This is a genomic window from Stenotrophomonas maltophilia, from assembly GCF_900186865.1.
Taxonomy (GTDB): Bacteria; Pseudomonadota; Gammaproteobacteria; order Xanthomonadales; family Xanthomonadaceae; genus Stenotrophomonas; species Stenotrophomonas maltophilia.
Genome location: NZ_LT906480.1, coordinates 1788609 through 1800748 on the forward strand (window position 1 = coordinate 1788609; position 12140 = coordinate 1800748).

The following is a 12140-nucleotide window of genomic DNA, read 5'->3' on the forward strand; positions in this document are numbered from 1 at the left end:
TGCACGGGGCACATGGTACCGTGTCGCCGTCGCAGGAGGGGATGGCATGGGCATCGGCAACGGGATGCGAGGAATCGGACTGGCGGGCATCGGCCTGCTGGCCGGGTGTGTGCAGTCAACACCGACTGCACTGGGCACGCTGGAGTGGGACCGGATCACGGTGCCGGCGCCGGCGGCCGAAGTGATCGCCACGGTGGAGGTGCGCGAGGGACAGCAGGTCAAGACCGGCGCCGTGCTGATGCAGCTCGACCCGGCCCGCGGCGACGCGCAGTTCGCCGCAGCGCAGGCTGATACGGCGCGTGCGCAGGCGCAGCTGGAAGAACTGAAGATTGGCCCACGCCAGGAGCAGATCGCGCAGGCCCAGGCGCAACTGGCCGCGCTGCGCGCACAGGCTGCCGAAGCAAGTGCCTATTACCGGCGGGTCCAGCCGTTGGCACAGCAGCGCTTGATTGCCGCCGCTGAGCTGGATCGTGCACGTGCCGCCGCCGGCAATGCCGAGGCCAGCGTGCGTGCTGCCGAGCAGGCCTGGCTGGAGCGGGTGCACGGCAGCCGTGTGCAGGATATCGCCCAGGGCCAGGCCGCCGCCGATGCCGCGCAGGCGCAACAGGCAGTGCAGGCCGTGAACCTGCAGAAGCTGCAATTGCGTGCGCCGCGCGACGGCGTGGTCGATGCCTTGCCTTACCGGCAGGGCGACCAGGCGCCGGTCGGCGCGCCGCTGGCGGTGATGCTGGTCGGCGAGCGCCCCTATGCGCGCGTCTACCTGCCGCAGCCATTGCGGTTGCAGGTCAAGGTCGGGCAGGTCGCGCAGGTGCACCTGGAAGGGCAAGGCACTGCGTTGAAGGGGCATGTGCGCTCGATCCGCAGCGAGCCTTCATTTACTCCGTACTACGCACTGACCGGTGACGACGTCGCGCGCCTGAGCTACCTCGCCGAGATCGAAGTGGACGCTCCCTCCGACATGCAGAAGCTGCCGGCGGGAATGCCGGTGCAGGTGAGCTTCTGAACACCGGCAACGACATCGCGGTGCATGCCCAGGGCCTGACCCGCCGCTTCGGCGATCTGCTGGCCGTGGACAATGTCGACCTGATCGTGCCGCGTGGCCAGGTCTATGGCTTCCTGGGCCCGAACGGGTCGGGCAAGTCAACCACCATCCGCATGCTGTGCGGCCTGCTGGAACCGAGCGCCGGCCAGATCGAGGTGCTCGGCCTGGCCGTGCCGGAGCAGGCCGAGGCACTGCGCCGGCGCATCGGCTACATGACCCAGCGCTTCTCGTTGTATGAAGACCTTTCGGTGCGCGAGAACCTGGAATTCCTCGCCGCCATCCAGGACCTGCCGCGTACGCGGGCCCGGCAGCGGGTCGACGAACTGCTGCAGCAGTACCGTCTCCTGGACCGGCAGCCGCAGCTGGCCGGCACCCTCAGTGGTGGCCAGAAGCAGCGCCTGGCGCTGGCCGGCGCCGTCGTGCACGCGCCCGAGCTGTTGTTCCTGGACGAGCCGACCAGCGCGGTCGACCCGGAGTCACGCCGCGATTTCTGGGAGGCCCTGTTTGAACTTGCCGACGCCGGTACCACCGTGCTGGTATCGACCCACTACATGGACGAAGCCGAGCGCTGCCACCGGCTGGCGATCCTCGATCGAGGCGCGCTGGTCGCCGATGGCACGCCGGCCGAACTGTGTGCACGGCTGGACGGCCGCACGCTGCAGGTCACGTCGGCGCAGCCGCGGCAGGCCAGCCGCGCGTTGTCTGAGCTGCCCGGCGTGCTGAGCGTGGCACAGATCGGCACGCAGCTGCGCGTGCTGTGCAGCGAGGCGGCCGCCGATGCGCCAGCGTTGCGGCGCGCGCTGGCCAGCGCCGATCCGCAGGCCCGCATCGAGGCGGTGGCGCCGAACCTGGAAGACGTCTTCGTCGCCGCCACCCGCGGCCGTGGCCGGGAGCCAGCGGCATGAACCTGCGCCGGCTATGGGCGATCATGCTCAAGGAATTGCGCCAGCTGCGCCGCGACCGCATCACGCTGGCGATGATCGTCGGCATTCCGGTGATGCAGCTGCTGCTGTTCGGCTACGCGATCAATCTCAACCTGCGCCACCTCGACTCCGGTGTCGCCGACCAGGCCAACAGTGCGGCGTCACGCGCGCTGGTGCAGGACATGGTCGCCACCGGCGTGATCACGCCGCGCAGCGAAGCCTATACGCCCGACCAGTTGATGCAGGCGCTGCGGCGTGGCGAGATCAGTGTCGGCATCGTGGTGCCGGCCGACTTCGAGCGCCGTCGCTTCGATGGACGCGAGGCGGTGCAGGTGCTGGTTGATGGCAGCGACACCGTGGTGCAGAGCGCGGCGATCCAGCTGGCGCAGGTGCCGCTGGAGACGCGACCGACCAGCAACACGCGGCCGCTGCGCGAAGGCAGCATCGCCAGTGGTCCAATCAGCGTGACCAGCTTCTACAACCCGCAGCGCCGTTCGGCGGTGAACATCGTGCCAGGCCTGATCGGGGTGATCCTGACCATGACCCTGGTGATGTTCACGGCGGTGGCGGTGGTGCGTGAACGCGAGCGCGGCAACATGGAGCTGCTGATCGCCACGCCGGTGTCGCGCAGCGAACTGATGGTGGGCAAGGTGCTGCCCTATGCAGCCATCGGCCTGCTGCAGACCACGCTGGTGCTGGTGCTGGGCACCTGGCTGTTCCAGGTGCCGATCCGCGGCAGCCTGCTCGATATCTACCTGGCCGCGGTGCTGCTGGTGCTGGCCAACCTGGCGCTGGGCTTGCTGATTTCCACGCGCGCTCGCTCGCAGTTCCAGGCGATGCAGATGACGTTGTTCCTGTTCCTGCCGTCGATCCTGCTGTCGGGCTTCATGTTCCCGTTTGCGGGCATGCCGCGGCCGGTGCAATGGCTGGCCGAAGTACTGCCGCTGACCCACTTCCTGCGCCTGGTGCGCGGCATCATGCTGCGCGGCGCCTCGCTGTGGGAGCTGTGGCACGACGCGCTGGCGCTGCTGGCCTTCATCGCGGTGATGATGACCCTGGCGATCCTGCGTTTCCGCAAGCGTTTGGATTGAGGCATGCCGACCAACGGTCGGCATCCACCCCGGCAGGTGCCGGCCGCCGGCCGGCATCAATTCCGGCAGGTGCCGGCCACTGGCCGGCATCAATTCGGTGGGTGCCGACCGTTGGCCGGCACCAACTCCGGTAGGTGCCGACCGTTGGCCGGCATCAATTCGGTGGGTGCCGACCGTTGGTCGGCATCAATTCGGTGGGTGCCGACCGTTGGTCGGCGCACCTTATTCCGCCACCACGCGCGCGCGCAGCGAATTGGTCAGCGCCTCGGTGATCACCACATCCACGAACTGGCCGATCAGCCGCGCCGGCGCCGGGAAGTTCACCGAACGCATGTTCTCGGTCTTGCCGGTCAGTTCGTTCGGGTTCTTGCGCGAAGGGCCTTCCACCAGCACGGTCTGCACGGTGCCGACCATCTTCTCGGAGATGCCGGCGGCGTGCGCATTGATGCGCTCCTGCAGGCGCGACAGGCGCGCGTGCTTCTCGGCATCGCTGATCGTGTCCTCCAGGTCGGCCGCCGGGGTGCCCGGGCGGCGCGAATAGATGAAGGAGAAGCTGTGGTCGAAGCCGATGTCCTCGATCAGCTTCATGGTCTTCTCGAAATCGGCATCGGTTTCGCCGGGGAAGCCGACGATGAAGTCCGAGCTGATCGAGATGTCCGGGCGCACCGCGCGCAGCTTGCGGATCTTCGACTTGAATTCCAGCGCGGTATAGCCGCGCTTCATCGCCGACAGTACGCGGTCGCTGCCGGCCTGCACCGGCAGGTGCAGGAAGTTGGCCAGCTGCGGCACGTCGCGGAACGCATCGATCAGCGAGTCGCTGAACTCCAGCGGGTGCGAGGTGGTGAAGCGGATGCGGCCGACGCCGTCGATCTCGGCGATGGTCCGGATCAGCAGGCCGAGATCGGCGAACTCGCCATCTCCATAGGGGCCGCGATAGGCATTGACGTTCTGCCCGAGCAGGTTGATTTCGCGCACGCCCTGCGCGGCCAGCTGCGCCACTTCCACCACCACGTCCTCGAACGGGCGGCTGACTTCGGTGCCGCGGGTGTAGGGCACCACGCAGAACGAGCAGTACTTCGAGCAGCCTTCCATGATCGACACGAACGCCGAAGCGCCTTCGGCACGCGGTTCCGGCAGACGGTCGAACTTCTCGATCTCGGGGAAGCTGATGTCCACCTGCGGGCGCTTCTGCTCGCGTCGGGCGCGGATCAGCTCCGGCAGCCGGTGCAGGGTCTGCGGGCCGAACACAAGGTCCACGAACGGCGCACGCTTGATGATCGCCTCGCCTTCCTGCGAGGCAACGCAGCCGCCCACGCCGATGATGACCTCGCGGCCCTTGTTCTTCAGGCCCTTCCAGACGCCCAGCTGGCTGAACACCTTCTCCTGCGCCTTCTCGCGGATGGAACAGGTGTTGACCAGGATGACGTCGGCGTCTTCCGGGGTATCGGTCAGTTCCAGGCCATCGCTGGCGGCGAGCACGTCGGCCATCTTGGCCGAGTCGTACTCGTTCATCTGGCAACCGTGGGTCTTGATGTACAGCTTGCCTTTCACCTGGTCGGGCTTGCGCGGACCGGCGGGCAGGGCAACGAGCGGGGCACCGCCCGGCGTGGCGGGCGGAAAGACGTCTGGCGTCCCGGTCATGGCGCTTAATCCATTCGGGTGGCGGGAAAGCCGGCAATTCTACCTGCATCCCGGCGCGTACGCCGCGCTGTGCGCTCGCGGGGCACGGCCCCGCGCTACCCGCATCCCGCCGGCCCCGGTAGCGCCGGGCGGTGCCCGGCGGGCGCCCTTACGCCGCCACCAGCTCCGCATCGATCTGCCGCGAACGGTCGAACGCGGTCATCGCGCTCATCCGTGCGATGTAGTCAGCCGTGGCCGGCGCCGGCTGTACCAGGCCAAAGGCCGTGGTCCACGCCAGTGCATTGCCCCACAGCACGTCGGCGGCGCTCATGACCTCGCCCAGCAGGTACGGGCCCTGCGCCAGCTGGGCCTCGACCACCTGCAGCACGGTCTCGGCATCGTTGTACGGCGACATCAGGCGCGGCGGCGGCTCGCGGTGCATCGCCTTGTCGATCATCGCCGGCTCGAAACAGGCGCCATAGAAGGCCATCCAGCGCAGGTAGGGGCCGCGCAGGGCGTCGCCGATCGGCGGTGCCAGCCCGGCTTCCGGGTAAAGGTCGGCCAGGTACAGATAGATCGCCACCTGCTCGGTCACCAGTGCGCCGTTGTGGACGATGGCCGGCACCTTGCCCATCGGGTTGATGGCCAGGTAGGCCGGGGCCAGGTTGGCGCCGGCTTTCAGGTCCAGCACCTGCATGCGGTAGTCGGCACCCAGCGCTTCGAGCAGGGCCACGGCGCCGCTCGAGCGGGAACGGGCGGCGTGGTACAGGGTGATCTGGCGTGAATTCATGGCATTGCTCCTTGCGGTGGGTGGTGAACTGGAGGCCATCCTGGGGCACTATTGCGGACGACTTCTGTCCTCGATCCTTCATGCGCCATACCGCCCATCGTCTGCTGCGCCTGATCGCCCTGCTGCAGGCCCGCCGCCAGTGGTCCGGGGCCGAGCTGGCCGAGCGCATGGGCGTGGACCGGCGCAGCATCCGCCGTGATATCGAGCGCCTGCGCGAGCTGGGCTATCCGGTGCAGGCCTCGTCCGGGGTCGGCGGCGGCTACCAGTTGGGGGCCGGGGCCCCGGTGCTGCCGATGCTGCTGGACGAGGAGGAGGCGACCACCCTGGCCATCGCCCTGCGCGCAGCCTCGGCCACCGTTGCCGGGATCGACGACACCGCGCGTGGCCTGTTGTCCAAGCTCGATCCGCTGGTGCCGACCCGTCGTCGCCAGCAGGCCGGCGAGGTGCATGCAGCGACGGCCACCCTGTCCGACCTTCCGTCCACCGACGCACGCCTGCTCGGGCGGCTGGCCCAGCACTGCCGACAGGCGTCACGGCTGGCCTTCGAATACCGCAGCGCGCAGGAAGCCGTCACCCAGCGCGAGGTCGAGGCCCAGCACCTGGTCAACTACGGGCGACGCTGGTATCTGCTTGCCTGGGACCTGGGGCGGCAGGACTGGCGCACCCTGCGCGTGGACCGCATGGGCGCCGTACGTGAGTGCGCCGGGCCGGGCCTGCACCGGCGCACCCCGGCGCCGCCCGATGTGATGGTGCGGCAGGCGGTCAGCCAGGCGCCGTTCGCGCTGCAGGCCATCCTCCGCCTAGCCGGCAGCCATTCCGAGCTGGAAGGCCGCATCCCGCCGTGGTGTGGAGTGCTGGAAGCGGATGGCCCCAACCACTGCCTGCTGCGCATGGGCGCCGAGAGCCGCGGCATGATGCTGGCGCAGATTCTCAGCCTGGACCGCCTACCCGTGGCGCTTTGGACCACCCCGCCGGGCCTGCGCGACGAACTGGCACAGCGCCTGGCGGGCCTCGGCCAGCTGCTGGCTGTGCCGCCGGTCACAGGCTGAGCCACGTCGCTTGGCAAGCCCCGGCGAAGCTGGGACACTCGCCGCCATGAAGGGGATACTGGGGACAACGGCGATCATCATCGCTGCGCTGACCGTTGCGCCGGCCAGCGCTGGAACCCTGTACAAGTGCCAGGGCGCTGACGGCGTCACCAGTTATGTGAGCAAGCGGGTGGCCGGCGCGCGCTGCAGCACCATCAGCTACACCCGTGACACCCGCCCGGCACCTCGACCGGTGGTGGCCGCGCCCAGGCCGGCACCCACCACGGTGGCCAGCATCGAACGCAACCCGGTGGCCGTTGCTGCGAGTGCCGCAGCGCCGGCAACGGTCGCGCCTGCGTCCGTGCCGGCATCCGGTCCCGCACAGCCGGTCGCCTCGCGCAGCGGGCGCATGGTCAGTGGCCAGGTGTATTCCTTCATGAAGGATGGCGTGCGCCACTACACCAGTGCGCGCCCGACACAGGTGGCCAACCTCGGCCCGGTCCGGACCATCCGCTACAGCTTCATGGAGCGCTGCTATGCCTGTGGGGTCAATCCACGCGTGGACTTCGGCACCGTGCGACTGAACACCTCGGCCTTCCAGGCCGAGATCACCTCGGCCGCGCGCGAGTTCGGTGTGGAGGAGGCGGTGGTGCGCGCCATCATCCATGCCGAGTCGGCCTACAACCCGACCGCGCTCAGCCGTGCTGGCGCGCAGGGCCTGATGCAGCTGATGCCGCCGACCGCCGCGCGCTTCGGTGTAAGCGATTCCTATGACGCCGGGCAGAACATCCGTGGCGGCGTGCAGTATCTTGCGTGGTTGCTGAAACGCTTCAATGGCGACCTGACCCTTGCCGCAGCCGGCTACAACGCTGGCGAAGGCGCGGTCGACCGCCACGGTGGCGTGCCGCCCTACAGCGAGACCCAGTACTACGTGCGCCGGGTCGGGCAGCTGGCCGAGCGTTACCGCACCGCCCTGAGTCACCAGTAGGTGCCGACCGTTGGCCGGTACTCCTTGAACGGTAGGTGCCGACCGTTGGTCGGCACTCCTTGAACGGTAGGTGCCGACCGTTGGTCGGCACTCCTTGAACGGTAGGTGCCGACCGTTGGTCGGCACTCCTTTGAAAGGTAGTGCCGGCCGCTGGCCGGCAACCCCGCAATCAATGTTGTTGCAATGCGTTGTGTGGCGCGCGACGGTTCCGCTACACTCGACCGTGATTCAATGCGGCTCTGGCCCCCACCGGATCCGCTGGCAGCCTTAAAGCTACCTAATCAATATCGGAGTGCCGGATGGCCAACGATGGGGTACACGATCCAGTCAACACCGGACGTCGGCGTTTTCTTTCTGCCACCACAGCCGTGGTGGGCGCCGTCGGCGTCGGATTCACCGCAGTTCCTTTCATCAAATCCTGGAACCCCAGTGCCCGCGCCAAGCTTGCCGGCGCACCGGTGGTGGCCGACATCAGCGCCCTGCAGGAAGGCCAACGCCTGATCGTGGAATGGCGTGGCCAGCCGATCTGGATCGTCAAGCGGTCCAAGGCCATCCTCGATGCGCTGCACGGGCTGGACGGCCGTCTCAAGGACCCCGAGTCCGGCGAGAAGGACCAGCAGCCGGACTACGTGCTGAAGCAGAACCCCGAGCTGCGCTCGATCAAGCCGGACATCTCCGTGCTGGTCGGCCTGTGCACGCACCTGGGCTGCTCGCCGGAAATGGTCGCCGAGATCCGGCCCGAGCCCTACGACCCGCAGTGGAAGGGTGGCTACTTCTGCCCGTGCCACAAGTCGCGCTTCGACATGTCCGGACGCGTCTTCAAGGACGTGCCGGCGCCGATCAACCTGAAGGTGCCCGCGCACCATTACCAGGACGACAACACCATCATCATCGGTGTCGATCCGCAGGGGGCTGCCTGATGGCCAATATCCTCAGCCGTACTGCCAGCGGCGTGGCCGACTGGGTCAACGCCCGCGCGCCCGGCCTGATGCCGGTCTACCGGAAGCACGTCAGCGAGTACTACGCGCCGAAGAACTTCAACATCTGGTACTACTTCGGTTCGCTGGCGCTGCTGGTGCTGGTCAACCAGATCGTCACCGGCATCTTCCTGACGATGCACTACAAGACCAGCGCCGCCGAGGCGTTCGGCTCCATCGAATACATCATGCGCGATGTGGAGTGGGGCTGGCTGATCCGCTACATGCATTCCACCGGTGCCTCGCTGTTCTTCATCGTGGTCTACCTGCACATGTTCCGTGGCCTGCTGTACGGCAGTTACCAGAAGCCGCGCGAGCTGGTGTGGATCCTCGGCATGCTGATCTACCTGGTGTTGATGGCCGAAGCCTTCATGGGCTACGTGCTGCCGTGGGGCCAGATGTCGTTCTGGGGCGCCAAGGTGATCATCTCGCTGTTCGGCGCGATACCGGTGATCGGCAACGGCCTGACCGAATGGATCATGGGCGATTACCTGCCCAGTGACGCCACGCTCAACCGTTTCTTCGCGCTGCATGTCATCGCCCTGCCGCTGGTGCTGTTGCTGCTGGTGGTACTGCATCTGGGCGCGCTGCACGAAGTGGGTTCGAACAACCCCGATGGCGTGGAGATCAAGAAGGGGCCGAAGGGCAACCGCTGGTCGCCGAACGCGCCGGCCGATGGCATTCCGTTCCACCCGTACTACACGCTCAAGGATGGCGTCGGCGCCGGTTTCCTGCTGATCATCGCCGCCTTCATCATCTTCTTCGCGCCCGGTTTCGGCGGCCTGTTCCTGGAGCACGACAACTTCACCGAGGCCAACCGCCTGGTGACCCCGGAACACATCAAGCCGGTCTGGTACTACACGCCTTACTACGCGATGTTGCGCGTGGTGCCGAACAAGCTCGGTGGCGTGCTGGTGATGTTCTCGGCCATTGCGATCCTGTTCCTGGTGCCGTGGCTGGACAAGGCCAGGGTGAAGTCGGTGCGCTACCGCGGCTGGATCTCGAAGGTGATGCTGGGCGTGCTGGCGGTGTGCTTCGTGTGGCTGGGCGTGATTGGTTCCGGCCCGGGCACCGACGTGCACGAGACCTACATCGGGCGGGTGCTGACCTTCCTGTACTTCGCGTTCTTCATCACCATGCCGCTATGGACACGGTTGGACAAGACCAAGCCGGTACCGGAGAGGGTGACCACCCATGACTGATCGCTGGATGGTCCGGTTGGCCCTGACGGCCACCCTGATGCTGGGCAGTTTCCTGGCCTCCGCCGCCGAAGGTGGCACCAAGCTGCTGCAGGCCGGCAACGATCTGGGCGACCGCGCTTCGCTGCAGCGCGGCGCGCAGCTGTACATGAACTACTGCTCCGGCTGCCACGCGCTGAAGTACCTGCGCTATTCGCGGATGGCGCAGGACCTGGGCCTGACCGAGGAAGAGGTGATGAACAACCTCAACTTCACCGGCTCGGCGATCGGCGACCCGATCCCGGTGGCGATGCCCAAGGAGAACGCGGAGAAGTGGTTCGGCAAGATGCCGCCCGATCTCAGCCTGATCGCGCGCGTGCGGGGCAGTGACTGGGTCTACACGTACCTCAAGTCGTTCTACCTGGACAGCAGCCGGCCGCTGGGCTGGAACAACGCGCTGTTCGCCAATGCCTCCATGCCCAACCCGCTGTGGGAGATGCAGGGCCTGCAGCATGCGGTCCATGGCAAGGCGGAAGCGCCCGGCATGGACCCGCCGGTGACCGGCCTGAAGATCGAAACGCCGGGTTCGGTTGATGCCGGGCAGTACGACCAGGCGGTGCGGGACATCACCAACTTCCTCGAGTATGCCGGCGAACCGGCCGCGCTCAAGCGCCAGCAGCTGGGCGTGTGGGTGATCCTGTTCCTGGCCCTGCTCACCTTCCTGCTGTACCTGCTGAAGAAGGAATACTGGAAGGACGTTCACTGAATCTGCCGCCGGCCATCGCACGGGCCTATTGGCTTTTGTGATGGTCGGTTGCACACTCGGGGAGGAGTCGACCGCCGGCACGGTGCCGGCGGCGCCGATGCGGCAGGCGGTCTCCTGTCGTGGGAGAGCCTTTGATGGCGGCGAGCGTACGCATGCGCAATACACTGACGCTGTTTTCCTCGAACGACGATGTACTGTGCCACCGTGTACGCCTGGTGCTGGCGGCCAAGGGTGTGACCTTCGACTTCGTTCCGGTCGATCCACAGAACCCGCCTGAAGACCTGATCGACCTCAATCCGTATCACTCGGTGCCGACCCTGGTCGAACGCGAGCTGGTGCTGTACGCCGCATCAGTGGTCAGCGAGTACCTGGACGAACGTTATCCGCATCCGCCGCTGATGCCGGTCGATCCGCTCTCGCGTGCGCGCATCCGCCTGGCGATGCTGCGCATCGAGCACGACTGGGTGCCACAGGTGCAGGCCATCCAGCTCGGCAACAAGACCCAGGCCGAGGCTGGCCGCAAGCGCCTGAAGGAGCTGCTGACCGCCTCGCTGCCGCTGTTCAAGGCCAGCAAGTTCTTCCTCAACCCGGAAATGAGCCTGGCCGACTGCGCGATGGCGCCGATCATCTGGCGCCTGCAGTCGCTGGACGTACCGCTGCCGAAGGACGGCAAGGCGATCGAGGACTACGGCAACCGCATCTTCCGCCACCCCGGTTTCGTCCGCAGCCTGACCGATCAGGAAAAGAAGCTGCGCGATCTGCCGGTCTGATCCGGGCCTGCGTTACCCGTCTGCACGCCGACCGGCGTGCAGGTGATCCGCCCCGGCGGGGCGCCGGGCGCGTACACTTCACGCATGACCGAAGACTTCTTCCACATGACCAGCCACCGCCCGTACCTGCTGCGGGCGCTGGTGGAATGGATCAACGACAACCAGCTGACCCCGCACATCCTGGTCGACGCCGGCGTTCCCGGCGTGCAGGTCCCGCCTTCGGCGGTCAAGGATGGCCGGGTCGTGCTCAACATCGCCGAACGTGCTGTCGTGCGGCTGATGATCGACAACGAGATGGTGAGCTTCTCGGCGCGCTTCTCCGGTACCAGCTACCCGGTGCAGGTGCCGATCAGCGCCGTGCTGGCCGTCTACGCCCGCGAGACCGGGCAGGGCATGGCGCTACCGGATGACATCCCGGGCAACGAGACCGCTCCGACCAGCGATGAGCTGCTGCACGAGGAAGGCACGCCGCCGGACGATACGCCGCCAGCCAGCCCGCCGCCGAAGGGGCGCCCGAACCTGCGCGTGGTCAAGTAACCAGGTAACGGTGGGTGCCGACCGTTGGTCGGCACGCCTTCAGCCCTTAGACATCCTCGGCATCGTCCACATCCGCGCGGATCTGGCTGATCCGCGCCGCGCCCGGACCAGTGAATGAGATCAGCTGGTCGCCGCGCAGCACCATGCGGCCCACGTGGCGATCGATGCCGTCGTAGGAATACTCGAACTTGAAGGTACGTTCGAAGCCGAGCCGGCCATCTTCGCCGCGCGACAGGCGCAGGCCGGTGGCGTGCACCGCCTGATCCAGCCATTGCACGTCGGCAGCACGGCAGGCATTGCGCCCCAGTTCGACCGCGCGCTCGGCGGCCGAACGCGCCGCGTTCCAGAAGAAATAGATGATTCCGCCGGCAATCAGCAACAGCAGCAGGGTGGGCATGGCGTCAGCCGTCAGGGGTCGATCCCGCAAAGA

Annotated in this window: 13 protein-coding genes; 10 read left to right on the forward strand and 3 right to left on the reverse strand. The window is 67.1% G+C overall.

Features of this window, described 5'->3' with window-relative positions:
• Window positions 1–46 precede the first annotated feature (46 nt).
• From CKW06_RS08545 to CKW06_RS08555, 3 genes are read left to right on the forward strand one after another with little or no spacing between them, the layout of a single operon-like run.
• Window positions 47–1003 (forward strand): HlyD family secretion protein, encoded by a 957-nt coding sequence (locus CKW06_RS08545; RefSeq protein ID WP_024956576.1) that lies wholly within the window; start codon window positions 47–49, stop codon window positions 1001–1003.
• A 20-nt stretch (window positions 1004–1023) separates the two neighbouring features.
• Window positions 1024–1947: an ABC transporter ATP-binding protein gene (locus CKW06_RS08550; RefSeq protein ID WP_024956577.1), complete on the forward strand. Its 924-nt coding sequence runs from the start codon at window positions 1024–1026 to the stop codon at window positions 1945–1947.
• Window positions 1944–3056, forward strand: a complete 1113-nt coding sequence (locus CKW06_RS08555) for an ABC transporter permease (protein ID WP_024956578.1) — start codon at window positions 1944–1946, stop codon at window positions 3054–3056. The genes CKW06_RS08550 and CKW06_RS08555 overlap by 4 nt, the downstream gene beginning before the upstream one ends.
• A gap of 222 nt (window positions 3057–3278) precedes the next feature.
• Here CKW06_RS08555 and miaB read toward each other — a convergent pair whose 3' ends face one another.
• Window positions 3279–4697: a tRNA (N6-isopentenyl adenosine(37)-C2)-methylthiotransferase MiaB gene (gene miaB / locus CKW06_RS08560; protein ID WP_012479666.1), complete on the reverse strand. Its 1419-nt coding sequence runs from the start codon at window positions 4695–4697 to the stop codon at window positions 3279–3281.
• A gap of 148 nt (window positions 4698–4845) precedes the next feature.
• Entirely contained in the window at window positions 4846–5466 is a 621-nt protein-coding gene (locus tag CKW06_RS08565; protein WP_012479667.1) for a glutathione S-transferase family protein, read from the reverse strand.
• 80 nt (window positions 5467–5546) lie between these two features.
• Here CKW06_RS08565 and CKW06_RS08570 point away from each other — a divergent pair, with 80 nt between their 5' ends.
• From CKW06_RS08570 to CKW06_RS08600, 7 genes are all read left to right on the forward strand, one after another.
• The gene (locus CKW06_RS08570) at window positions 5547–6515 is read left to right on the forward strand and encodes a helix-turn-helix transcriptional regulator (protein WP_024956579.1); all 969 of its coding nucleotides are present in this window, start codon (window positions 5547–5549) and stop codon (window positions 6513–6515) included.
• A 46-nt stretch (window positions 6516–6561) separates the two neighbouring features.
• Complete coding sequence (locus tag CKW06_RS08575; protein WP_024956580.1) at window positions 6562–7482, forward strand: lytic transglycosylase domain-containing protein; 921 nt, start codon at window positions 6562–6564, stop codon at window positions 7480–7482.
• A 299-nt stretch (window positions 7483–7781) separates the two neighbouring features.
• The gene (petA, locus tag CKW06_RS08580) at window positions 7782–8402 is read left to right on the forward strand and encodes a ubiquinol-cytochrome c reductase iron-sulfur subunit (RefSeq protein WP_004151998.1); all 621 of its coding nucleotides are present in this window, start codon (window positions 7782–7784) and stop codon (window positions 8400–8402) included.
• Window positions 8402–9661: a cytochrome b gene (locus CKW06_RS08585; protein WP_005408840.1), complete on the forward strand. Its 1260-nt coding sequence runs from the start codon at window positions 8402–8404 to the stop codon at window positions 9659–9661. Before petA ends, CKW06_RS08585 begins: the two co-directional genes overlap by 1 nt.
• Window positions 9654–10403, forward strand: a complete 750-nt coding sequence (locus CKW06_RS08590) for a cytochrome c1 (protein ID WP_005408841.1) — start codon at window positions 9654–9656, stop codon at window positions 10401–10403. The genes CKW06_RS08585 and CKW06_RS08590 overlap by 8 nt, the downstream gene beginning before the upstream one ends.
• Window positions 10404–10537: 134 nt before the next feature.
• On the forward strand, window positions 10538–11173 hold the full coding sequence (locus tag CKW06_RS08595; protein WP_005408842.1) for a glutathione S-transferase N-terminal domain-containing protein: 636 nt from the start codon (window positions 10538–10540) through the stop codon (window positions 11171–11173).
• Between the two features lie 84 nt (window positions 11174–11257).
• Window positions 11258–11710, forward strand: coding sequence for a ClpXP protease specificity-enhancing factor (locus CKW06_RS08600; protein WP_005412806.1), 453 nt, complete (start codon window positions 11258–11260; stop codon window positions 11708–11710).
• A gap of 46 nt (window positions 11711–11756) precedes the next feature.
• Here the strand turns inward: CKW06_RS08600 and CKW06_RS08605 are convergent, their stop codons facing one another.
• The gene (locus CKW06_RS08605; RefSeq protein ID WP_005408844.1) at window positions 11757–12107 is read right to left on the reverse strand and encodes a DUF3301 domain-containing protein; all 351 of its coding nucleotides are present in this window, start codon (window positions 12105–12107) and stop codon (window positions 11757–11759) included.
• Window positions 12108–12140: the final 33 nt, after the last annotated feature.

What these genes read in the sequence shown, in the direction of transcription:
- CKW06_RS08600 (WP_005412806.1), top strand. Translation starts at nt 11,258, where the DNA reads ATGACCGAAGACTTCTTCCACATGACCAGCCACCGCCCGTACCTGCTG.
- miaB (WP_012479666.1), bottom strand. Translation starts at nt 4,697, where the DNA reads ATGACCGGGACGCCAGACGTCTTTCCGCCCGCCACGCCGGGCGGTGCC.
- CKW06_RS08575 (WP_024956580.1), top strand. Translation starts at nt 6,562, where the DNA reads ATGAAGGGGATACTGGGGACAACGGCGATCATCATCGCTGCGCTGACC.
- CKW06_RS08585 (WP_005408840.1), top strand. Translation starts at nt 8,402, where the DNA reads ATGGCCAATATCCTCAGCCGTACTGCCAGCGGCGTGGCCGACTGGGTC.
- CKW06_RS08590 (WP_005408841.1), top strand. Translation starts at nt 9,654, where the DNA reads ATGACTGATCGCTGGATGGTCCGGTTGGCCCTGACGGCCACCCTGATG.
- CKW06_RS08545 (WP_024956576.1), top strand. Translation starts at nt 47, where the DNA reads ATGGGCATCGGCAACGGGATGCGAGGAATCGGACTGGCGGGCATCGGC.
- CKW06_RS08570 (WP_024956579.1), top strand. Translation starts at nt 5,547, where the DNA reads ATGCGCCATACCGCCCATCGTCTGCTGCGCCTGATCGCCCTGCTGCAG.
- CKW06_RS08555 (WP_024956578.1), top strand. Translation starts at nt 1,944, where the DNA reads ATGAACCTGCGCCGGCTATGGGCGATCATGCTCAAGGAATTGCGCCAG.
- CKW06_RS08595 (WP_005408842.1), top strand. Translation starts at nt 10,538, where the DNA reads ATGGCGGCGAGCGTACGCATGCGCAATACACTGACGCTGTTTTCCTCG.
- CKW06_RS08565 (WP_012479667.1), bottom strand. Translation starts at nt 5,466, where the DNA reads ATGAATTCACGCCAGATCACCCTGTACCACGCCGCCCGTTCCCGCTCG.
- CKW06_RS08605 (WP_005408844.1), bottom strand. Translation starts at nt 12,107, where the DNA reads ATGCCCACCCTGCTGCTGTTGCTGATTGCCGGCGGAATCATCTATTTC.
- petA (WP_004151998.1), top strand. Translation starts at nt 7,782, where the DNA reads ATGGCCAACGATGGGGTACACGATCCAGTCAACACCGGACGTCGGCGT.